The organism is Rhodococcus sp. 15-2388-1-1a, from assembly GCF_002259145.1.
In the GTDB taxonomy this organism is placed as follows: domain Bacteria; phylum Actinomycetota; class Actinomycetes; order Mycobacteriales; family Mycobacteriaceae; genus Rhodococcoides.
This window is the reverse complement of sequence record NZ_NPFP01000048.1, coordinates 54,481-76,795: the sequence shown is the minus strand read 5'-3', so window position 1 is coordinate 76,795 and position 22,315 is coordinate 54,481. Positions and strand designations below refer to the sequence as shown.

22 protein-coding genes are annotated in these 22,315 nt (G+C 64.4%); 3 read left to right on the top strand and 19 right to left on the bottom strand.

Annotated elements, in window-relative coordinates; genetic code table 11:
• Position 1: 1 nt before the first annotated feature.
• From rpsL to CH302_RS26860, 13 genes are all read right to left on the bottom strand, one after another.
• Positions 2–376 (bottom strand): 30S ribosomal protein S12, encoded by a 375-nt coding sequence (rpsL, locus tag CH302_RS26920; protein ID WP_008714048.1) that lies wholly within the window; start codon positions 374–376, stop codon positions 2–4.
• A 293-nt stretch (positions 377–669) separates the two neighbouring features.
• Positions 670–1,197: a DUF3558 domain-containing protein gene (locus CH302_RS26915; RefSeq protein WP_037191356.1), complete on the bottom strand. Its 528-nt coding sequence runs from the start codon at positions 1,195–1,197 to the stop codon at positions 670–672.
• On the bottom strand, positions 1,194–1,694 hold the full coding sequence (locus CH302_RS26910; RefSeq protein WP_037191645.1) for a DUF3558 domain-containing protein: 501 nt from the start codon (positions 1,692–1,694) through the stop codon (positions 1,194–1,196). The genes CH302_RS26915 and CH302_RS26910 overlap by 4 nt, the downstream gene beginning before the upstream one ends.
• Positions 1,695–1,729: 35 nt before the next feature.
• Entirely contained in the window at positions 1,730–2,257 is a 528-nt protein-coding gene (locus CH302_RS30330; RefSeq protein WP_094633930.1) for a hypothetical protein, read from the bottom strand.
• Between the two features lie 42 nt (positions 2,258–2,299).
• Positions 2,300–3,706, bottom strand: a complete 1,407-nt coding sequence (locus CH302_RS26900) for a guanine deaminase (RefSeq protein ID WP_052047744.1) — start codon at positions 3,704–3,706, stop codon at positions 2,300–2,302.
• 61 nt (positions 3,707–3,767) lie between these two features.
• On the bottom strand, positions 3,768–4,391 hold the full coding sequence (locus tag CH302_RS26895; protein WP_037191644.1) for a TetR/AcrR family transcriptional regulator: 624 nt from the start codon (positions 4,389–4,391) through the stop codon (positions 3,768–3,770).
• Positions 4,392–4,446: 55 nt separating this feature from the next.
• The gene (locus CH302_RS26890) at positions 4,447–5,199 is read right to left on the bottom strand and encodes an enoyl-CoA hydratase family protein (RefSeq protein WP_037191353.1); all 753 of its coding nucleotides are present in this window, start codon (positions 5,197–5,199) and stop codon (positions 4,447–4,449) included.
• Positions 5,199–6,359, bottom strand: a complete 1,161-nt coding sequence (locus CH302_RS26885) for an acyl-CoA dehydrogenase family protein (protein ID WP_037191352.1) — start codon at positions 6,357–6,359, stop codon at positions 5,199–5,201. The genes CH302_RS26890 and CH302_RS26885 overlap by 1 nt, the downstream gene beginning before the upstream one ends.
• The gene (locus tag CH302_RS26880) at positions 6,356–8,329 is read right to left on the bottom strand and encodes an acetyl/propionyl/methylcrotonyl-CoA carboxylase subunit alpha (protein WP_037191351.1); all 1,974 of its coding nucleotides are present in this window, start codon (positions 8,327–8,329) and stop codon (positions 6,356–6,358) included. The genes CH302_RS26885 and CH302_RS26880 overlap by 4 nt, the downstream gene beginning before the upstream one ends.
• Before the next feature lie 4 nt (positions 8,330–8,333).
• Positions 8,334–9,932, bottom strand: coding sequence for an acyl-CoA carboxylase subunit beta (locus tag CH302_RS26875; protein WP_037191350.1), 1,599 nt, complete (start codon positions 9,930–9,932; stop codon positions 8,334–8,336).
• Positions 9,929–11,077 carry an acyl-CoA dehydrogenase family protein gene (locus CH302_RS26870; protein ID WP_037191348.1) on the bottom strand — a complete coding sequence of 383 codons (1,149 nt, stop codon included), beginning with the start codon at positions 11,075–11,077 and terminating at the stop codon, positions 9,929–9,931. The genes CH302_RS26875 and CH302_RS26870 overlap by 4 nt, the downstream gene beginning before the upstream one ends.
• A complete protein-coding gene (locus CH302_RS26865) occupies positions 11,074–12,768 on the bottom strand; it encodes an acyclic terpene utilization AtuA family protein (protein WP_037191340.1) in 1,695 nt (564 codons plus the stop codon). Before CH302_RS26865 ends, CH302_RS26870 begins: the two co-directional genes overlap by 4 nt.
• Positions 12,765–13,577: a TIGR03084 family metal-binding protein gene (locus tag CH302_RS26860; RefSeq protein ID WP_037191339.1), complete on the bottom strand. Its 813-nt coding sequence runs from the start codon at positions 13,575–13,577 to the stop codon at positions 12,765–12,767. Before CH302_RS26860 ends, CH302_RS26865 begins: the two co-directional genes overlap by 4 nt.
• Positions 13,578–13,677: 100 nt before the next feature.
• On the opposite strand from CH302_RS26860, the gene CH302_RS26855 reads away from it, so the two are divergent.
• Together CH302_RS26855 and CH302_RS26850 are read left to right on the top strand one after the other, a co-directional pair.
• Complete coding sequence (locus tag CH302_RS26855; RefSeq protein WP_094650146.1) at positions 13,678–14,742, top strand: endonuclease/exonuclease/phosphatase family protein; 1,065 nt, start codon at positions 13,678–13,680, stop codon at positions 14,740–14,742.
• A gap of 7 nt (positions 14,743–14,749) precedes the next feature.
• On the top strand, positions 14,750–15,154 hold the full coding sequence (locus CH302_RS26850) for an ASCH domain-containing protein (protein ID WP_037191338.1): 405 nt from the start codon (positions 14,750–14,752) through the stop codon (positions 15,152–15,154).
• A gap of 42 nt (positions 15,155–15,196) precedes the next feature.
• Here the strand turns inward: CH302_RS26850 and CH302_RS26845 are convergent, their stop codons facing one another.
• The 6 genes from CH302_RS26845 to CH302_RS26820 all read right to left on the bottom strand — a co-directional run bounded on the left by CH302_RS26845 (position 15,197) and on the right by CH302_RS26820 (position 20,987).
• Positions 15,197–15,463: a WhiB family transcriptional regulator gene (locus CH302_RS26845; protein WP_037191642.1), complete on the bottom strand. Its 267-nt coding sequence runs from the start codon at positions 15,461–15,463 to the stop codon at positions 15,197–15,199.
• The gene (gene eutC, locus CH302_RS26840; RefSeq protein ID WP_052047728.1) at positions 15,463–16,278 is read right to left on the bottom strand and encodes an ethanolamine ammonia-lyase subunit EutC; all 816 of its coding nucleotides are present in this window, start codon (positions 16,276–16,278) and stop codon (positions 15,463–15,465) included. The genes CH302_RS26845 and eutC overlap by 1 nt, the downstream gene beginning before the upstream one ends.
• Positions 16,275–17,681, bottom strand: a complete 1,407-nt coding sequence (locus CH302_RS26835; RefSeq protein WP_037191640.1) for an ethanolamine ammonia-lyase subunit EutB — start codon at positions 17,679–17,681, stop codon at positions 16,275–16,277. Before CH302_RS26835 ends, eutC begins: the two co-directional genes overlap by 4 nt.
• A gap of 67 nt (positions 17,682–17,748) precedes the next feature.
• A complete protein-coding gene (locus CH302_RS26830) occupies positions 17,749–19,047 on the bottom strand; it encodes a D-amino acid dehydrogenase (RefSeq protein WP_082323689.1) in 1,299 nt (432 codons plus the stop codon).
• Entirely contained in the window at positions 19,044–19,442 is a 399-nt protein-coding gene (locus tag CH302_RS26825) for a RidA family protein (protein WP_037191337.1), read from the bottom strand. The genes CH302_RS26830 and CH302_RS26825 overlap by 4 nt, the downstream gene beginning before the upstream one ends.
• Before the next feature lie 114 nt (positions 19,443–19,556).
• On the bottom strand, positions 19,557–20,987 hold the full coding sequence (locus CH302_RS26820) for a sodium:solute symporter family protein (protein WP_052047727.1): 1,431 nt from the start codon (positions 20,985–20,987) through the stop codon (positions 19,557–19,559).
• 162 nt (positions 20,988–21,149) lie between these two features.
• On the opposite strand from CH302_RS26820, the gene CH302_RS26815 reads away from it, so the two are divergent.
• The gene (locus CH302_RS26815; protein ID WP_052047726.1) at positions 21,150–22,301 is read left to right on the top strand and encodes a CdaR family transcriptional regulator; all 1,152 of its coding nucleotides are present in this window, start codon (positions 21,150–21,152) and stop codon (positions 22,299–22,301) included.
• Positions 22,302–22,315: the final 14 nt, after the last annotated feature.

The window sequence follows — 22,315 nt, the reverse complement described above, 5'->3', positions numbered from 1 at the left end:
ATCAGCTCTTCTCCTTCTTGGCTCCGTAGCGGCTACGAGCCTGCTTGCGGTTCTTGACACCCTGGGTGTCGAGCGAGCCGCGGATGATCTTGTAACGCACACCCGGGAGGTCCTTCACACGACCACCGCGAACGAGCACCATCGAGTGCTCCTGCAGGTTGTGACCCTCACCGGGGATGTATGCGGTGACCTCGACCGAGGAGGTCAGGCGAACACGCGCGACCTTACGGAGAGCGGAGTTCGGCTTCTTGGGGGTGGTGGTGTACACGCGAGTGCACACGCCACGGCGCTGGGGACTGCCCTTGAGGGCAGCGGTCTTCAGTTTCGCGACCTTGTCGGTGCGTCCCTTACGGACCAGCTGGTTGATCGTTGGCATAAACCGGCTTTCTTCGTGTCGATAAACAGGGATCTAGCAGTTGGAGCAAGAGAACACTGCTCCTCACCCGGTACTGCTGCTGCTCCAGTACTGCTATCGCGGGTCTCTTGCACCCCGCGGTCGGGTGTGTCGCATACCCCCACACGTCCAGCCGGTTGCGCGCTCTTCGAGCGAACGTGCGCACGGCTGTACCTCGCATAGGCACACAAACGTTCCGGCCAGGCCGGACACGACCCATAACGATACCCGGCGGCGTCGCCTCGGGTCAAAACACCCCTCGCGTGGGTAGGCAACTAACGACTGAGGTTGAGCGTGAGATCGGCGAGCTTCGCCGCGGCCTGGCATGGATCGGGATGCGCGGCGTCCGGCTGGTACTGCACCCACCACCCGAAGATGCCGTCCCGATCCGCACCCGCCGAGACTCCACACGACGCGGAGTCGTCGGGACGCTGAGCTTGGATTGCCTTGCGGCCCTGCACCGTTGTGTCGGTGACGGTGTACATCATCTTCTCGTCGGCGGCCCGCTCGGCTGCGAGAGTGCCGGACTCGAACCAGTTGAACGTCACCTTCACCGTGCCCGCGGAGCCGACGAGATCCCACCGACAGATGGCCCCGAAGAAGCCGCGCTCGATCGCGTCGGCTCCGGTGGTCTCGGCGATCTGGTCGTCGGAGACGGCGTCGCACTCGGTCAACAATTCGGTGAATTCTTGGCCACCGGAGCCTGCGAAGCTCGCCGGTCTCGCGGTCCCCTCGACGGTCTGGGCGCACCCGGCAACGAGCAACAGGGTCGACGCCGCCGCGATCACTCGTGTGCGCGTCATTGCTTGCGCTCCACTGTCAGCGTCGCGAGTTCGTTTCCGACGTCGCACGGCGGGCGCGCGGCCGGTCCGAGGGAGTACGTGATCGACCAGTGGAAGAAGTCGTCGCCGAACTGCACGCCGATCTCGCACAGAGTGTCCTGCTCGGCCTCGAAGCCGGGGTTGCCGTCGATGTCGATGTCTTTCGCCGGACGGCCGATCAGCTCGGAACCGGCGCGTTCGCGTCCGATGGGGCTACCGCGGTACCAGGAGAAGCTGACGCCGGGCCCGCCGAACCCCGTGGTCTCCCACTGGCAACCGACGGAATTTCGGGTGATCTGCGCGAACGGGCCTGCACCGAACGCGGACTGCACCTCGGCGTCGGTGATCGATCCGCATTCGCCGAAGAAGGGGCCGGGCTCGTAGGCCGCGGTGGTCGGGGCGGTGTCCTCCGGCGCCGCGGCGTCGTCCTCCGCGCCGCCGCACCCGGCGATGAGCACAGCTGTTGCCGTCACGACCATCGCGAACCGTCTCAAGATCTGCCCCGGGCTCACAGCTACGGGGCCGAGAATCCGCCGACGCCCGGAATGTCGAACAGAATGCCGTAGGCGAGGACGTGTGCGGTGAACAGGACCGGTCCGCTGCCGGTATCGGCGACGACCGGTCCGGAGGGCTCGAACACGCCGTTTCCCTGCTGGCAGATCGGTGCGTTCACCGAGCCGGTGCGTCCGTTGGCGATGTTGACGAAATCGACCTGCAGGCTGGCGAAGTTCTGATAGGACGTGCAGATCCGCGGCTCGGCGGCGCGGCCCCAGATGTTGGTCAGTCCCGGCGTCTCGGTGCTGGCTACCTCGATCGTCCCGATCCACTGATCCGGCACGACGAGCCCGCCGACAGTGACTCCGAGGTTGGGGATCTGCAGAACGGGGACGGGAACCGGTCCCGGCGGGGGTGCAGGCGCGTTCTCGGTGGGTGCAGGCGGTGCATCGGCAGGCGGTTGGGCCTGTGCGACCGGCGCGAGGGCCATGGTGCCCACAGCCGCGAATGCAGCTGCGAGTAGACCGAATCGAGTCCGACGAGCCATACCTGTGTGTCTCCTGATCCTTTGGAAGCGAGTCGCCATACGTTACCGCGAAGCGGCGAGCTTCCGGCCCTGGACGTAGACGCCGACGATGGCGGGCTCGCGCATCGCCATCAGCAGAGCGAACAGGGTCTGGTCGCGGGCCAGCTCGGGGTCGTCGGCACGGACGCCGTGGTCGACTGCTGCCGCGAGCTGCGGCCATGCGGACGGATCGACCACGACGAAGTCGGCTTCCTTGCCCGCGTCGAAGTTGCCGATTCGGTTCTCCATGTCCAGCGCACGGGCCCCGGCGAGGGTTCCGGCGAACAGCAGCTCGGCGGGATGCAGGGACAGTCCGGCGTCACCGGCCTCGGAGATGTGCACCTTGAACGCGTCGGCGAGGACCTGCGGCAGCAACCATTCGTCACCGCCGCCGAAGTCCGACCCGATGGCGATGTTCACCCCCGCGGCAACGGTCCGCAGCCACGGCATGGTGCCCGAGCCCAGGAACTGTTGCGAGGTGGGACAGTGCGCGATGGACGTGCCGGTCTCTGCCATTCGCGCGAGTTCGACGTCCTGACAGTGCACCGCGTGCGCCAGGATGGTGCGCCGCCCCAGGAAGCTCTTCCCACCGACCTGCGAGCCCGGCAGGAACTTGCCGTCGTAGGTGTCGAGGTACGTCTGCACCCCGTAAGCGTTCTTGGTGGCGTCGATCTCGCCGGTTCCCGGCCGGTTGTTCTCGTTGAGGTGTGTGTGGAAGTAGACACCTCGCGTGCGGACGGAATCGTAGAGCTCGCCGAGGTTCTTCAGCGTCTCCGTCGTGACCGAGAGCGAGAACCGCGGTACGACGGCCACGTGCAGCTTTGCCGTGTCGACATCGCCGGTGTCGGCTGCGTGCCACTTCTCGATCTCCTCGGACACCAGCCGGATGGCCTCGTCCTCACCGGTGATCAGGGCCTGCGCCGACGCCGGGCCGGTGGTCTGGACCCCGCGGCCACTGACGATGCGCAGCCCGTGCTTCTCGGTCTCGGAGAACAGCGAGTCCTGCGCATGCGGGAACGCCGATCCGAACACCATCGCCTGCGTGGTTCCGGCTCGGATCCGCGCGGCGCAGAAGTCTCCGGCCGCAGCGGCAGCGAACTCGGGATCGGCGAAGCGCGACTCGGACGGAAAGATGCACGTGTTCAGCCACTCGAGGAGTTGCCCGCCGCCATAGGAATCCCCGGCGTAGGTCTGTGGGAAGTGAATGTGCGTGTCGACGAATCCCGGCAGTAGGAACCCGGGCCGATGGTCGGCAACCGCATGCTGCGCGAATTCGGTTGGGAGCGAGTCGAACTCACCACAGAACTCGATGATGCCGTCGTCGCCGACCACGAGGGCACCGTCGGGAATCGACACCAGCGCGGCGGCGGCGTCCACCACGGTGGGCGAGCCTGCGACGTGAAAGATGTGGCCGCGGTGCACGCGTGCGATTTCGGAAGTCACCCGCCAGACTCAAGCACAGGTCGATCGGAACTGCAGATCGTGCGGCTCTCTACTGCACTCCCGCTCCTGCCGCGGACAGCCGCGCGTTCAACGACGCATCCAATACCTCTGCCCACGACCGCACGACCTCGGCACGCCGTCGTGCGTCGTCGGTGAGCACATCGGCCAGACCCAGACCGCGGGCGAGGTCGAGGGTTGCCTGAACGAGACGGTGGGTGACGGGATCGTTGTCGTCGACACCGAGGTTCTCGACGGCCATCTTGTGGGCACGACGACCGAACCGTTCTTCGAGTGGGACGATCCGATCGCGCAACTCGGGATCGGCCGAGGCCGCTGTCCAGACCTGAAGTGCCGCTTTGAACATCGGCCCGGTGTAGTACTCGACGAGCCGTTCCACCACCAGTTTCGTCCGGCCCGGGCCCGCCGGAATCTCCTGCGCCTCGCGGCGAGCGCTGTCCATCCGAGTGTCGAACATGTACTCGAGCGCTCCGGTGATCAGATCCTCACGCGTCGGGAAATGATGCTGGGTCGCGCCGCGGGAGACGCCTGCACGTTCGGCGACCACGCCGACCGTCGTTGCAACCCAGCCCTGCTCGGCGAGCGAATCGATCGTCGCCTCCAGCAGTCGCTGACGCGTCACCCTGCTGCGGTCCTGCTTGGGTTCGCGCGCCATCACCATCGCCATACTCCCTACTACCGACGCTCTGCCGACCTGCTTCTCGGCCGCTCTACTTCTCGGCCGCCCAGGACGGGGGCCTCTTCTCCAGAAAGGACATCATCCCCTCTCGGGCCTCGTCGGACGCAAACAACCTGGCCGATTGCTCGGCGACGGCAGTCCCGCGCTCGTCCATCTCGCGCCTGATCGCGGCCGTGGTGAGGCGTTTCGACTCGGCCAGGCCCTGCGGCGAACACTTCCTGAACATGATCATGTAGTCGGCCACCGCGGCCGCGGGGACGGCTTCGGCCACGGTGACCAGACCGATCGCCTCGGCCGTGGCACCGTCGAACGTCTCCCCGGTGAGGAAATAGCGACTCGCCGCGCGAGACGTCAGCCGCGGCAGCACGGCCACCGAGATGACCGACGCGGCGAGGCCGAGGCGTACCTCCGTCAACGCGAACGAACTCTCGGGTCCGGCGACCGCGACGTCGCACGCCGCGACGAGCCCCATCCCTCCTGCCCGCACATGTCCGTCGATCTGCACGACGACGGGTTTCGGGGTGTCGATGATCAACCGCATCAAATCGAGCATCTGCCGGGTGCGCAGTTCCGGTGATGCTCCGGCTTCGCGGAGGTCGGCTCCGGCACAGAACGTCGTGCCGGTGTGGCCGAGCACGATCGTTCTGACGTCGTCGTCATGTGCAGCAGCGATCAGGCCCGCGGTCAGCTCTTCGACCAACACCGAGGACAGCGCGTTCCGGTTCTGCGGCGAATCCAACGTCAAATATGCTGTGCTGTTGCTCGACTCGACGAGAACGGCCATCAGTAGCTTCTCGGCAGTCCGAGCGAGTGCTGGCTCACGAAGTTGAGAATCATCTCCCGACTCACCGGTGCAACGCGTGCGATACGGGCGGCCCCGAGCATCGCAGCCAAGCCGTACTCACTGCTCAACCCGGCACCACCGTGGGTTTGGATCGCCTGATCGAGCGCCTTGATGCTGGCCTCGGCGGCAGCGTATTTGGCCATGTTCGCCGCCTCGGCAGCGCCGAAGTCGTCGCCGGAGTCGTAGAGCACGGCGGCCTTCTGCATCATCAGCTTGGCGAGCTCGAGTTCGATCTTGCACTGCGCCAACGGATGAGAGAGACCCTGGTGAGCCCCGATCGGCGTCTTCCATACGGTGCGTTCCTTGGCGTACTTCACCGCTGCATCGATGGCGTACCGACCCATACCGACAGCCATCGCGGCACCGAGAATGCGTTCGGGGTTCAGGCCTGCGAACAGCTGCATCAGGGCGGCGTCGGCCTCACCGACGAGCGCCTCGGCGGGGAGCCTGACGTCGTCGAGGAACAGCACGAACTGATGATCGGGCTCGACGATGTCCATCTCCATCTGCGTCTTCTGCAGACCGGGAGCGTCCGTGGGCACGATGAACAGGGCCGGCTTGAGCTTGCCGGTCTTGGAATCCTCGGTGCGTGCGACGATCAGAACCGCATCGGCCTGATCCACGCCGGAGATGTAGATCTTGTTGCCCTTGAGAATCCATTCGTCACCGTCACGACGCGCCGTGGTGGTGATCTGGTGCGAGTTGGATCCGGCGTCGGGTTCGGTGATCCCGAAGACCATGATCTTGGAACCGTCGGCGAGAGCGGTGAGCCACTCCTGCTTCTGATCCGGTGTGCCGTACTTGCCGATGATGGTGCCGCAGATGGCCGGGCTGACGACGACCAGCAGCAGACCGGCACCATGCGCGGCCAACTCCTCCTGCACGAGCGCGAGTTCGTAGATGCCTGCGCCACCGCCGCCGTACTCCTCGGGCAGGTTGACGCCGAGGAAGCCGAGCTTGCCCGCCTCGTTCCACAGTTCGGTCAGCGGCTCACCCTTGCGCGCCTTCGGCAGGACGTAGTCGATGTAGTTGTAGCGCTTGCCGAGTGACGAGACTGCGTTGCGCAGACCCTTCTGCTCTTCGGTTTCGATGAAACTCATACTTGCTCCACTCCCTTTTCGGTGACCACGGCCAGAACTGCGCCGACTTCGACTTGCTGACCTTCCACTACGTTCAATTCGGTGAGCACACCGTCCGCGGGTGCGGTGACCGTGTGTTCCATCTTCATCGCCTCCAGCCACAGGATCGGCTGACCGGCGGTGACGGTATCGCCCTGCGCAGCAGCGATTCTGATGACACTGCCGGGCATCGGTGCGAGCAACGAACCGGCCGCGACCTCGTCGGTGGGGTCGGTGAACCGCGGGGCCTTGATCAACCTGACCGGACCGAGTGCAGAATCGACGAACACGTCCGATCCGTAGCTGCTCACTTGAAAGATACGACGAATTCCGTTGTCGTCGAGCGTCACCGAGGTCGGCGTGTGCACGACGAGTTCGACGCCCTCGAGTTCGACGCCCTCCACCGAGGAGGTGAGTCCGCTGCGTCCGATCGAATATTCGACGGTGATGTCGTTGTACGTCTTGCGCTGCGGTTGGGACCGAAGATTGCGCCAGCCACCGGGCAGTCCCCGGTTCACCCGCGCTCGCGCGACGTTGCTCGCCGCGTCCGCCAACGCTGCCGCGAGAGCCGACAGTTCCTCGGCCCGGCCATGTGCGATCGGCTGAGCCAGGACATCGAGCCCGTGCCTGTCGAAGAAGGCGGTGTCGGTATCCCCGGCCAGGAATGCCGGATGCCGCAGGATGTTGACCAGCAGATCGCGGTTGGTCTTCAGGCCGTGAACGGTGGCCTTCTGCAACGCTTTCGCCAGTAGATTCGCAGCCTGATCCCGCGTCGGCGCGAACGAGATGACCTTCGCGAGCATCGGGTCGTAGTGAGTTCCCACCACACTGCCGGTCTCGACGCCGGAATCGACTCTGATTCCCGCTCTGTCCAGCACCTCGAACTGGACACCGGGTATCTCGAACCGGTGTACGGCACCGCTCTGCGGCTGCCAGTCCTGGGCCGGATCCTCCGCGTAGAGGCGAACTTCGATGGAGTGGCCACGCGTCTTCGGCTGCTCGGCGGGCAACCGCTCCCCCGCGGCGACCCTGATCTGCAACGCCACCAGGTCGAGTCCGGTCGTGCACTCGGTGACCGGGTGCTCCACCTGCAGACGCGTGTTCATCTCGAGAAAGAAGAAGTTGCCCTTCTCGTCGGCGAGGAATTCGACGGTGCCCGCACCCTCGTAGCCGATGGCCTCGGTGGCCAGCGTCGCCGCATGGAAGAGCTTCTCGCGCATGCCGTCGATGCGTTCGACGAGCGGCGACGGTGCTTCCTCGACGACCTTCTGGTGTCTGCGTTGGATCGAGCACTCGCGCTCGCCCACCGTCCACACCGTGCCGAATCTGTCTGCCATGACCTGTACTTCGATGTGCCGACCGGTCTCGATGTACCGCTCGACGAACACCGTTCCGTCGCCGAATGCCGAGAGTGCCTCGCGCCCGGCTGCTTCGAGCTCCGACTCCAGGTTCTCGAGGTTGCGCACGATGCGCATGCCGCGCCCGCCGCCGCCCGCGGACGCCTTGATCAGCACCGGAAGCTCGTTCTCGGTGACCGACTCGGGATCGAGCTGGGTCAGCACCGGCACTCCGGCGTCGGCCATCATCTTCTTGGACTCGACCTTCGAGCCCATCAGTTCGATGGCCTTGACGGGTGGCCCGATCCACGTCAGGCCGGCGTTCTGCACCTGCTGCGCGAAATCAGCGTTCTCGGAGAGGAATCCGTATCCCGGATGCACGGCGTCGGCTCCGGCGGCCGCGGCTGCCGCGATGACGAGCTCGCCGCGCAGGTACGTCTCGGCCGAACTGTTTCCGGGCAGCCGCACTGCCGAGTCGGCCTCACGCACGTGCGGGGAGTTCACGTCGGCGTCGGAGAACACCGCGACGGTGTCGATGCCTTCGGCGCGGCAGGTAGTGAAGACGCGGCGTGCAATCTCGCCGCGGTTGGCTACGAGGACGGACGTTACGGTCATGGCTTCACATCCGGAAGACACCGAAGTTGGCGGTGCCTTCGATCGGGGCGGTGGCGATGGCCGACAGGCACATTCCCACCACCGTGCGGGTATCACGGGGGTCGATGACGCCGTCGTCGTAGAGGCGTCCGGAGAGGAACATCGGCATCGACTCGGCCTCGATCTGGCCTTCGATCATCGCGCGCATGCCGGCATCGGCTTCGGCGTCGAAGGCTTGTCCACGAGCTTCGGCAGCGGCGCGTCCGACGATGGAGATGACACCGGCGAGCTGCGCGCCGCCCATGACGGCGGACTTGCTGGACGGCCAGGCGAAGAGGAATCGCGGATCGAATGCGCGTCCGCACATGCCGTAGTGACCGGCTCCGTAGGACGCACCGAGCAGAATGGAGATGTGCGGCACCGTGGAGTTGGACACGGCATTGATCATCATCGAACCGTGTTTGATCATGCCGCCCTCCTCGTACTCCTTGCCGACCATGTATCCGGTGGTGTTGTGCAGGAACAGAAGTGGGGTGTTCGAGCGATTGGCGAGCTGAATGAACTGCGTCGCCTTCTGTGATTCCTCGCTGAAAAGCACACCGCGGGCGTTGGCCAGAATGCCGATCGGATATCCGTGCAGCTCGGCCCAGCCGGTGACGAGCGATCCGCCGTACATGGGCTTGAACTCGTCGAAATCGGAACCGTCGACGATGCGGGCGATGACCTCGCGTGGGTCGAACGGGATCTTCAGATCCGTGGGGACGATGCCGAGCAGGTCCTCGGGGTCGGCCAACGGCTCGATGACCTCTGCGCGCGGCTCGGGGCCCTTCTTCTTCCAGTTCAAACGGGAGACGATGCTGCGCCCGATGCGGATGGCGTCCTGCTCGTCGACAGCGAAGTAGTCTGCGAGACCGGACTTTCGGGCGTGCATCTCGGCACCGCCGAGCGATTCGTCGTCCGAGTCCTCGCCGGTGGCCATCTTGACCAGCGGTGGGCCGGCGAGAAACACCTTGGAACGTTCCTTGACCATGACGACGTGATCGGACATGCCGGGTATGTATGCGCCGCCGGCGGTGGAGTTACCGAACACCAGGGCAATTGTGGGGATGCCGGCCGCCGAGAGCTGCGTCAGATCACGGAACATGCGACCACCGGGGATGAACACCTCCTTCTGCGTCGGCAGATCGGCTCCACCGGACTCGACGAGTGAGATGACCGGAAGCCGGTTCTGCGTGGCGATGTCGTTGCCGCGGAAACCCTTCTTGAGGGTCCACGGGTTGCTCGCCCCGCCGCGGACCGTCGGGTCGTTGGCCACGATGAGGCATTCGACGCCGCACACCACGCCGATACCCATGACGGTGCTGCCTCCGACGGGAAAGTCGCTGCCCCAGGCCGCGAGTGGGCACAGTTCGAGAAACGCGGAGTCCTCGTCGATCAGCAGCTCGATGCGTTCGCGGGCGAGCAGCTTGCCGCGCTTCTTGTGTCGCTCGACGTACTTCTGACCGCCACCGAGCAGAGCCTTCGAATGCTCGGCGTCGATCTCGGCCAGCTTGGTGTGCATGGCCTCGGTGGCACCGGAATACTGTTCCGACGCGGTGTCGAGGGTGGACTTCAGCACGCTCATGCCTGATACCCCAATCGTTTTGCTGCCAGTCCGGTGAGGATCTCGGTCGTCCCGCCGCCGATACCGAGGATGCGCATATCGCGGTACTGCCGCTCGACCTCGCTCTCGCGCATGTACCCGAGCCCGCCGAAGAGCTGCACCGCTTGATTGGCGACCCACTCTCCGGACTCGACGGCCGTGTTCTTCGCGAAGCAGACCTCGGCGATGAAGTCCTCGTTCGATTCGAGCGATCGCTCGACGAGGGAGCGGGTGTAGACGCGGGCGATGTCGATCTTGCGCGCCATCTCGGTCACGGTGTTCTGTACGGATTGCCGTGCGATGAGCGGCTTTCCGAAGGTCTCACGATCGCGGACCCACTGCAGCGTCAGATCGAGGCACCGCTGCGCGCTGGCGTAGGCCTGCGCGGCGAGGGCGATGCGCTCGGTGAGAAACGCCTGCGCGATCTGCGCGAAGCCGCTGTTCTCGGCACCGACGAGGTTGGCAACCGGGACGCGGGCGTCGACGAACGAGAGCTCGGCGGTATCGGATGCGCGCCAGCCCATCTTGTCGAGCTTGCTGGTGACCTCGAACCCGGGCGTGCCCTTCTCGATGACGAGCAACGAGACACCGGCTGCACCCTCGCCGCCGGTGCGGACCGCGGTGACGATGAAATCGGCTCGGCATCCGGAGGTGATGTACGTCTTGGATCCGTTGACGACGTAGTGCTCGCCGTCTCGGACGGCCTTCGTCCTGAGGTGGCCGACGTCCGAACCACCGCCCGGCTCGGTGATCGCGAGCGATCCGATCTTCTCCCCGGCCAGCGTGGGCCGCACCCACTTCTCGATCTGATCGGCGTCGCCCGCTGCCACCAAGTGCGGCAACGCAATTCCGCTGGTGAACAGCGATGCGAACAGTCCACCGGACGCACCGGCCTGATGCATCTCCTCGCAGATCACGACCGCGTCGGCCAGATCTCCACCGTCGCCGCCGACGTCCTCGGGGAAGCCTGCTCCGATCAGTCCCAGAGCGGCTGCCTTCTTGTGCAGGTCGCGCGGAATCTCTCCGTCGGTCTCCCACTGATTCATGTGCGGCGCGATGTCCTGCTCCACGAAACTGCGGACGGTCTTGCGCAGCTGCTGACGCTCGGGCGTCGTCCAGATGTTCATACGAGTTCTCCCTTGTAGGCAAGCGTTTCGGGGATGTCGATGTGCCGCGACCGCAGCCATTCACCGAGTCCCTTGGCCTGTGGATCGAATCGGGCCTGCGAGGCGACGCCTTGACCGAGGATGCCCTCGATGACGAAATTCAGGGCCCGTAGATTGGGCAGTACGTGGCGGGTGACGGTCAGCGGCTCTGCCTCGGGCAGCATCTGTTTCAGAGTCTCGACCGTCAATGTGTGCACGAGCCACGAGAATTCGTCGTCGGTGCGAACCCAGACTCCGACGTTGGCGTTGCCGCCCTTGTCGCCGCTACGGGCCGCGGCGATGGTTCCGAGTGGAAGCCGGATGGTCGCTTCGGGTGCTCTGGGTGCAGGCAGCACCGGTTCTTTCACGGGTTCCAGTACCTGCGTCTGCTGCGACGGAGCTACGGCACATTCGGTCCCGTCGGCCTGGTGCGCGACGTGTGGCACCTCGGCCGCGTCGACAAAACCTGCCGTGAACACTCCGTAGGGCGCTCCGTTTCCAGGGGGCGCGGTCACCGAGAATCCGGGATAACTGGCCAGTGCGAGTTCGACTGCCACGGCCGAGAACTGACGTCCGACAGCGTCGGGGTTGCTGTCGCGGGCAACACAGCGCAGCAGGGCGCTGGCCGTCTCCTCCGTCTCGGCATCCGGCTTGTCGGTGCGCACCAGGGTCCAGTCGAGCTCGGCGGGACGAGCCGTGAGCCAGGACTCGAACTGCCGTTGCGCCAGTGCCGCTTTGGCCTCGATATCGAGTCCGGTGAGCACCATCGTGAATTCGTTGCGGAACCCGCCGAGTGCGTTGAGCGAGACCTTGTAGGTGGGCGGTGGGGCTTCCCCCGTAACGCCGGTGATGGACACCCGATCACTGGACTCCTGCGCCAGGATCGCCGTGTCGATTCTCGCGGTGACGTCGGGGTTCGCATATCGCCCGCCGGTGATTTCGTACAGCAGCTGAGCGGTCACGGTGCCGACGCTGACAGCCCCACCGGTGCCCTCGTGCTTGGTGATGACGGACGAACCGTCGGACTCGATCTCGGCGATGGGGAATCCGGGACGAGACATGTCTGCGATCTCGGTGAAGAACGAGTAGTTGCCACCCGTCGCCTGCGTTCCGCATTCGATGACATGTCCGGCGATCACGGCCCCGGCCAACGCGTCGTAATCGGTCGGCGTCCAACCGAAGTGGGCTGCGGCAGGCCCGACGATGACACTGGCGTCGGTGACGCGACCGGTGACCACGACATCGGCCCCGGAGTTCAGGCATTCGACGATGCCCCACGCTCCGAGGTAGGCATTTGCGGTCAGCGGGCTGCCGAGACCGAGTTCGGTGGCTCGGCCGAGGAGGTCGTCACCGTCGACGTACGCGATCTTCGCGCCGGAGTCCAGCTTCTCCAGTGCCTCGGCCAGGCCTCGGGGATTGAGTCCGCCTGCGTTGGCGACGATCTTGACACCTTTGTCCAGTGCCAACCCCAGGCAATCCTCGGCCTGCCGCAGAAAGGTCTTGGCGTAGCCACGGGTCGCGTCCTTCATTCGATCGCGACCGAGAATGAGCATCGTCAGCTCGGCCAGGTAGTCACCCGTGAGGTAATCGAGTTCGCCACCCTCGAGCATTTCTCGCATGGCGGAGAGGCGGTCTCCGTAGAAGCCCGAACAGTTTCCGATTCGTACGGTCATGCTTGCTCTCGTCCTGACTGTGTCCGTCCGACCCCCGGAGGGCCTGCGAAGGCTTGGGCGATGGTGAGCCAGTGCGCGGCGTCGGTTCCGTCGGCCGCAATGCCGAGGTCGTCGCGGTGAGCGCGCTGGGTGACGAGAAGGCAGAAGTCCAGCGCCGGACCGCTCACACGTTGGGCGGCGTCCTCGGGTCCCCAGGTCCAGAGCTCTCCCGACGGCGCGGTGAGCTCGACGCGAAACGGTTCGGTCGGCGGAGCCTGCTCGTTGACAGCATAGGCGAAATCCCTTGTGCGGACGCCGATATGAGCGACTCCGCGGATTCGGTCGGTGGGAACGCGGGTGACGCCAACCGCGTCGGCGACATCCTGACCGTGCGCCCAGGTCTCCATCAGACGCGCCGTGGCCATGGACGCCGCACTCATCGGGGGTCCGAACCAGTCGATCTTGATCCCGGACGGCACCTGCATCAGCGCGTCCGTCATGGCGGTGCGTCGGGTTCGCCATTCACTCAGGAGGTTCGGGTTGCGAGATTCGTCCTCGGCGGCCTCGTCGACGAAGCCCGTGGGGTTCTCCCACGCCTTCTTCAGAGTGAGAGCGAACTCTTCCTTGGCCTCGATATCGCCTGATGCGCCGGACGTGGTCCGCTCCGCGACGTGATCGGTCCAGGAAAGGTGTGCGATCTGGTGCGCGACGGTCCAGCCCGCGGCCGGTGTCGGTGTCGCCCACTGGTCCGGGGTCAACTCGGCCACGAGTGCATCGAGGTCGTTGCCCTCGGCGCGGAGGTCGTCGACCAGAGTGTCGAGGTCTGCCATGAGCCCAGCTTCACAGGAGGTCTCGAAAAAAGCAAGCACGCTTGCTTGTTAATCCGTAACCTGGCGTTCGCTTGCCGTCTCTACGGTGACGACCGTGAGAATGTCGAGACTCGTGGCCGTCACCGTTACCCTCGCCGTCATGGCCTCCGGTTGCTCCTCGTCCGACCCTGATGCAGACCGACTCGAAGCCGTTACGACGCCGGTACGCGTGGCAACGTTCAATGCCAGCCTCAATCGGCCGGTGGCCGGGCAGCTGGTGACCGACCTGCAGGGCGAGGACGCACAGGCCCGCGCGGTTGCCGATGTGATTGCCGCGAACTCACCGGATGTGTTGCTGGTCAACGAGTTCGACTACTCGGGCCAGGATGCGGTGACTCTCTTCAACGACAACTATCTCGACGGACAGTATCCGCACTCCTTCACTGCGCCGGTGAACACGGGCGTCGATTCGGGACTCGACCTGGACCGGGACGGCACACTCGGCGGCCCGGGTGATGCGTGGGGATTCGGTCAGTTCCCGGGCCAGTACGGGATGGTCGTGTACTCGAAGTTCCCGATCGCCACCGATTCGGTACGTACGTTCCAGAACTTCCTGTGGAAGGACATGCCGGATTCCCTGCTGCCGCGTGACTACTACGGCGACGTGTCCGACGCGCTTCGACTGTCCAGCAAATCGCATTGGGACGTGCCGATCGACGTGAACGGCACGACCCTGCACGTGTTGACGTCACACCCCACTCCCCCGTCTTTCGATGGTCCCGAGGACCGCAACGGCAAACGCAACCACGACGAGATCCGGCTCAGCGCCGATTACATCTCGGGTGCGGACTACCTCTACGACGACAACGGTGTACGCGGCGGGCTGGAGGACGGAGCATCGTTCGTCATGCTGGGCGATCAGAACAGCGATCCGGTGGACGGCGATTCGGTGGCCGGTGCCATCGCGCAGGTTCTCGACCTTCCGCGGGTTCAGGATCCTGCACCCACCTCGGCCGATCACGGCACGGACACAGCCGATTTCGCCGACCCGACGCCGGGCGACCTGCGCGTGGACTACGTGTTGCCCTCGGACGATCTGACGGTGATCGATTCGCAGGTGTACTGGCCTTCGGGCACCGAGCACCCGTCGGACCACCGACTGGTGTGGGTCGACCTCGAAATATGATGGGTGCGTGACCGATCTACCGATTGTCGAATTCGCTTACCCCGGGCCCTTACGGGACGCCTTGGTTGCGGCCGTCCTGACCGGTGCCAAGACCACCACGGCCAGTCTGTTGGTCCAGTACGCCGACGAGGAGATGCCGAGAGTCGGTGAACGTGGCGCGGTGGTGGATTCGGCGGGACTGACGGTGGGGATCATAGAAACCCAGGCCGTCGATGTCGTTGCGCTGAAGGATGTTTCACTACAGCATGCCCTCGACGAGGGTGAGGGTTACGCCGATGTGGCGCAGTGGCGGGCCGGACACGAAAGATTCTGGCACTCGACCGAGGTTCGCGCGGAACTGGGCGATCCACACTTCAAAGTCGACGACGACACTCAGGTGGTCCTGGAGCGGTTCGTACTCGTTCCGGAGTGAAGCGGGGTGGCAGTCTCGGGATCGAGACACTGCGTCGCACCGCTACGGTTCTGCCAGGGCGGAGCGCTCGGCAGGTGTCAGTCCGCCCCAAATACCGTGTGGCTCCTGCACATCGATGGCGTACCGCCGACACTCGGTGAGTGCGGGACACAGACTGCAGACAGCCTTGGCCGCCTGTTCGCTGTACCGCAATGTCGGTCCGCGTAGCCCTTCTGGAGGGAAGAACACGGACGATGCCATCGAGCGGCATCGGGCAGAGCGCTGCCACTCCCAATGGTCGACGCGAGGCGGCGGCAGATCAGGAGACATCACTGGACTCGCGAGGGGTGCGAGGCCGTCGTGTGTTCGATCGTGTACGTCTCCGAACCAGTGAGTTCGCTGGTGAAATTGTCTTTCAGGTCCACTCCGGAGCGGCCGAGCGCGAGGGCCCCGGTCAGCAGCGATCGCGTGATCTGTGCTGCGCGAAGATAACTTTGGCCGTCCGGAGGGTGAATGTTGGACACGCAGTTTCGATCGGCGTCGGTCCGGCCCGGGTACGGCAGGTGAGTGAGGTAGATGCCGAGGCTGTCGACCACCGACAGGCCGGGACGCTCGCCGATGATCACGATGACGGTGCGGACACCGGACGCTGCAGCGATGTGATCGCCGAGTGCAACTCTCGCCTGAGTCGCGATGACCGGAGCCGCGATGGTGTGGCGATCCGACAGTTCGGAGACCAAGGCCTCGAGTAGCCCGGTGCCGTGCTCGCCGAGCGCTCGCGGGGACAGACCGTCGGCGAGTACGAAGCCGATGTCCTTGTTCTCCGAGACGACATGTGCCGAGGAGCGCAGTGTTCGGCCGAGATCGGGTCGACGTAGATACTCGCTGCGGTTCGAGGCCCTAGAACGAACGGACACCGGAACGCCGATGCCCAGCTCGCTGATGTCGTCGGCGAGCCGATCGACGTCGAGCTCGAGGTGCACAGCATCGCGGGCAGCGGAGTGAGCAGCGTTGAAGTCCAACAATCGTGAAGTCGGAAGGCCGTGACCCGTTCGCCCCAAACCGATGCGTGATGTCGTCGTCGCTCGCAATCGGTCCCAGCTGTCGGTGTCCGAGCCCGCTGGGGACGGTCGATGGTCCGTCATCGATCGGTGAGCGCCATGAGCGGCGAGGCTGCGAGATCGATCGGGGTGATGCGCCCCGAGTCGTCGGCCATGCCGAGAGTGTGCAACCAGCGCTCGAATTCCGGTGCCGGCCTCAGGCCCAGGACGTGCCGGACGTACAGCGCATCGTGGAACGACAGACTCTGATAGCCGAGCATCACGTCGTCGGCTCCGGGGACTGCGATGACGAACGCGGCACCAGCAGTTCCGAGCAAGGTGAGCAGGACATCCATGTCGTCGGAATCGGCTTCCGCGTGATTGGTGTAGCACACGTCGACCCCCATCGGGAGGCCGAGGAGCTTGCCGCAGAAGTGATCTTCCAGGCCGGCGCGAATGATCTGCTTACCGTCGTACAGGTATTCGGGCCCGATGAAGCCGACCACCGTGTTCACCAGCAACGGATCCAACACTCTCGCTACCGCGTAGGCCCTCGTCTCGAGCGTTTGCTGATCGACTGCGAGCCCGCCCGATCCGATATTCGCGTTGGCGGACAGCGCGGATCCTTGACCTGTTTCGAGATACATGACGTTGTCGCCGACGGTTCCTCGCCCGAGCGATCGTCCTGCCTCTGCGGCCTCGAGCAGCATCGGGATCGTTGTTCCGAAACTCGTGTTGGCACCCTGCGTGCCTGCGATGGACTGGAAGATCAGATCCACCGGAACGTTCTTGTCGATCAGGTCCATAGTTGTTGTCACGTGGGCCAATACGCACGATTGCACGGGAATGTCGAAACGCAGTCGAATGTCGTCGAGGAGATGCAGGAGCGTGGCCGTGGCGTGCGGCGAGTCGGTGGCCGGATTGACGCCGATCACGGCGTCGCCGCAGCCGAGAAGCAGCCCGTCCAGCGTTGCTGCCGCGATTCCGCGTGGATCGTCGATCGGATGGTTTGGCTGTAGTCGGGTGGCAATTCGTCCTGGCAGACCGATAGTGGTTCGGAAGGCCGAGGTGACAGTCATCGCTTTCGCGACGGCGATCAGATCCTGATTACGCATCAGCTTCGATGCGGCAGCTGCCATTTCGGGTGTGATCCCGGACGAGACAGCGGCGAGGGTGTCTGCGCTGTTTCCGGTGGCCGCCGTTGCGAGCAGCCAATCACGGAAGCCACCGACGGTCAGATGGGAGATCGGAGAGAAGGCCGTCCGATCGTGCGAGTCGACGATCAGGCGCGTCACGTCGTCGGTCTCGTAGGGAACGAGCTGTTCCTCGAGAAACACCGACAGCGGAATATCTGCCAGGATCCATTGGGCAGCAGCACGTTCGGCATCCGAATGAGCCGCACATCCTGCCAGCTCGTCACCGGAACGCAGAGGTGAGGCCTTCGCCATGACCTCGATCAGCGAGGAGAACGTGTAGCCCGTTCCGGATATCTGTTGGTGGTAGCGCATGAGCGGCTTTCCCTTTCTGGCGAGTACCGGTGGACGCTTGTCGAGCGCGGCGTCCACCGGTAGCTGTTCACCTGGTTCGGACCGACCGAGCTGCCGACTTCCGAGTGCGGCGCGAGAAGCGATCGAACCGGTACGGTGTGGCATCGATCTCGGCTGGACCTCGACCGAACTCGGCAGCGAGCAGTGCGGCCGAGCCGCAGGCCATCGTCCAGCCGACGTGTCCGTGTCCGGTGTTGACGAACAGGTTGTCGCGGGGCGTTGCACCGATGATCGGCGGCCCGTCCGGAGTCATCGGGCGCAATCCCGAGCGATACTCGACCGAACTCCAGTCCAATGCTCCGGGAAAGAGTTCCTCACCGGCAGCGCGTATCTCGGCGAAGTTCGACGGCGCATGGGTCTTGTCGTAACCGGCGAATTCGGCGACGGCCGACATACGGAGTGTCGATCCGAACGGAGACCAGGCAACCAGTGATCGTTCGTCGATACCGCCTGTGTGCGGTGCCCGCGACTGGTCCCGGATCGCAACCGAAAGGCTGTATCCCTTGGCCGGATAGACCGGGACGCGGAGCCCTGCGGTGCGAGCGAGTGTGCTCGACGCACTCCCGAGGGCCAACACGTAGCAGTCGGCGTCGATTTCGCTGCCCCGAGCGGTACGAGCCCTGACGATCGAGGTGCCGTCGGACTCCAACGACTCGATTCTCGTGTTCAGCTCGAACCGGACACCGAGGCGTTCGGCTGCCGCCGCCAACCCCACGGTGAACAGCGCCGGGTCACCGGTGCCGTCGTCCTCGTCGTGAACAGCTCCCGCGAAGTCGATGGTGCTGTTGGCCAGAGCAGGTTCGACCTCGAACGCCTGCTCCCGGGTGAGCAGGCGTTGTGATCTCCCCTGCTGACGCATCAGCTCGGCTTTGCTGCTGGCTTCGTGGAGGGCGGCTGCGTCCCGGTAGAGGTAGAGGATCCCTCCGTCGGTCCGGTGATACTCGAGCGACTCCTCCACCGTCAGCTTCTCGAGCAAGGTTTGGCTGTAGGAGGCGAGCTCGTACTTGGCGAGGGTGTTCTTCAGGCTGCGTGCGGGAGTGCATTCACGCATGAATGCCAGGCCCCACCGGATCAACGCTGGATCCAGGCGAGGTTTCACCCGAATGGAGGTTTGTCCTCCGACCAGCGATCGAAGCAACATTTTCGGTGCTTGCGGAGACGCCCATGCATACGAATGCCCCGGCGCTATCAACCCGGCCGTCGAGGCGGTGGTGTCGTCTGCGACGCGATCGCGCTCGTCGTAGACCACCACCTCGTGGCCCTCGCGTGCCAGATAGAACGCACTCGTCACACCGATGATGCCGCCACCGAGAACTGCGATTCTCATTCGACACCCTCGCCGGAATGCACAGCCACAGCGGTGATCTCGACCAACAGTCTCTCGTCGAGCAGGCCGGTGACGACCGTGGCCCTGGCCGGCCGGTGCCGACCGAACCGCTCACGCCACACCCTGTTCATCTCGGCGGCGTACGCCGCCGACGTCAGGTACACGGTCGTCGAGACGACGTGGTTCAGATCCGACCCGGCGGCGTGCAGTACTCGTTCGAGACGATCGATAGCGACCTCGGTCTGTTTCGCCGGATCACCCTCGCCCACGATCGACCCGTCGTCGGCGAAGGACACCTGACCCGAAACATGGATATTTCGTCCATCTTGCACATACGCGGGGTAACTGGTGGTCTCGTCGGCGATGCCTGCGAGATTTGCAGATACGAGGGTCATATCATTCCTCTTTCTTCAGAACTTCTTGGAAATAGAATCGCCACCCGAGAAAGCCGCACCAGGCAGTGACAGCAATTGCGACAATCGGCGCTCCGTAGAAAAGTATTTCCAACATCAGTGCGCTCCGGTGTTGTCGAGGATCGGTTCGTTCGAGGTTTGTGTTCTTCGTGGATACTTCTTGCTCGTCGCTACCGCTGCCACGGTGTAGGCGATGAAGTTCGCAGCGACACCGGGGAGAAGACCGTCGAGACCGAACGGGCTCATCAGTACCCACTGCCACACGACCGTGACCGCAGCACCCGCGGAGATACCCCACAGCGCGGCAGGCGCGGAACGAACACCGAACAGCACTGCTCCGAACAGCGGCACGATCATCGTCGGTGCCCAGAGTGTGTAGCTGTAGAGCAGGGCGTCCACGATGGACGGAACTGTGAGCGCGAAGATGGTGGCACCGGCGCCGACGACCACGCTGAGGGTTCGTTCGATGTTCAGCCGCTTGCGCTGCGAGGCCTCGTGCTTGGCCAGTGGCCGGTAGAGATCGTCGGTGAACACCACTGCGCTGGAGTTGATGTAGCTCGATGCCGTCGACATCACGACCGCGAGGAGCGCCGCAACCAACAAGCCGAGCAGGCCGATCGGCATCAGGTTGGTGACGACGGTCGGGAGTGCCGAATCCGGCTCGATGTCGGGGTAGAGCACGAATGCCACCGCTCCGATCGAGGCCGAGATGAAGAAGAAGAAGAACGAGAAGATACCGGCGGTGACGAATCCCTTACGGGCGTGCGAGGAGTCGGGCGTCGAAAAGGTGCGCTGCGCGTAAGGAGGAACCAACGTCTCACCGAGCAGCAGGGCCGCGAACAAACCGACGAACTTCATGACGCTGTAATCACCCATCAGCGTCAGGTGATCGGACGGCAGGGCGTCGACGAGAGCCGAAGGCCCTCCCACTGCATGCAATCCGATGAGCAACGTCACGGGGATCAGGACGCCGAGGAACACGAACTGGAGAAGGTCGGTCTGAATGACGGCCCAGGCTCCGCCGAACGCGGAATAGAGGACGGTCACGCCCATACCCAGAATGATCGCCAGTGTCGGCGGTACATCGAGAGTTGCGTTGACGACCGTACCGATCGCCAATGCCTGAGCGCCCAGAATTCCGGTGCACAACACGATCGACAATCCGCCCGTGATGACGCGAGCGGGCTTGCCGTAGTGCGCATGCATCACGTCACCGAGCGTGTGTGCACCGCGGTAGCGTTTGAGTTTGGGCGCGACGAAGAGTCCCACCAGTACGGTCTGGATTCCGAAGGCGCAGAAGGCGAACATGTAGACGTACCCGTCGCGCATCGTCGCCCCGGCGACACCCAACGATGCGCCGCCGCCCAGAAAGGCAGCAGCGAGGCTGCCGAAGAAGACCGGCCAGACAATACGATTGCCGGCAACCGCGAAATCATCGGCATTCGAGACTTTTTTCATGGTCTGTACACCGACCACGATCAGCACTACGAAATACCCGGCTACCGCAATCCAATCCAATACTTGCATGACTTCTCCTCTGTCGACGATGGAAAAATCGTATGACGGAGACCGCTTTCGGGTCTTCATCAAAAAGCCCAGCATCAGCTCCCGTACGTCTATATTCTTGGGCAAGTTGCACACATGCCCAGATTCGGCGTTACGTCGAAGTTAATCGGACGGGAGTTCGTCGTGCTCAGTACCGAGCTGGCGCAGCAGATCGCAGTGGACATCACCGAGATCATCGGGCACAACGTACTGATCACCGACGCCACCGGGATCGTCCTCGGTAGCGGTGAGCGGGGACGCGTCGGGCAATTCCACGAGGCGTCGATCGTGGTGATAGAAACCAACAGCACACGCAGTCACTCGAGCGCCGACGTACGGAGCCTGCAGGGCAGCCTTCCCGGCACCACGCTTCCGCTGACCCTCGATGGTCGAGTGGTCGGCACCGTAGGTCTGTCCGGAGCTCCCGAGCTGGTCGAGCAATTCGGGCAGATAGTCAAACGTCAGACGGAAATCCTCATGAGCGAGGCCAGCCGCATCGGAACCAGGGTCTCCCGCCAGCGCGCCGTCGAAGACTTTCTGCGTGATGTCTTCGACTGGCACCGTAGCGACGCGTCCATGCAGAGTGTCGAGAATCGAGCTGCTGCACTGTCATTCGACATCGACATTCCGCGCCGTGTCTTTCTGGTCGAAACCGACAACACGGCACCGGCGACCGAGGTCGGCAAGCGCGCCGACGCCGACCCCACTACCGTTGTGCTGGAATGGATTCGAAACACAGCCGACACTACGCAGGAAATAGCCGGCAGACTCTCCCGAAATGTCGTCGCCGTGATGCCTCCAGTGGGTAGCACCACCGACGACGACCGTCGCTGGCAGACGCTCGTCGAGCGGGGCAAGGCCAACGCATGGTCGGTATCGGTCGGGGTTGGACCGAGCGCGTCCGGCGTCGCTCGATTGAACGCGTCGGCCCAGGACGCACGTGACGCACTCGAGCTCGGGCGGCAGGTCTTTCCCGAACGACACATCCACGACATCGACCGGATGCGTCTGTTGCACGCCGTTCGGGCTGTTCCCGACAGCACCCGTCGCCGATTGGTCGACACGGTGCTGGGCGACATCGTCCATGCCCCGGACTGGGAAGTCCTGAAGCGAACACTGATGACGTGGGGCGAGAGCGGCTTCAACTCGACCAAGACAGCCGAAAAGCTTCACCTGCACCGAAACACGCTCACCTACCGGCTCGTCAAGATCGACAAGCTCACCGGGTACACGACCTCGCCCGGCAGCGATTCCGTGCTGTTGTACATCGCCGCGCTGATGCACGACTCGGCCTGAGCTCCTCGAGCGCC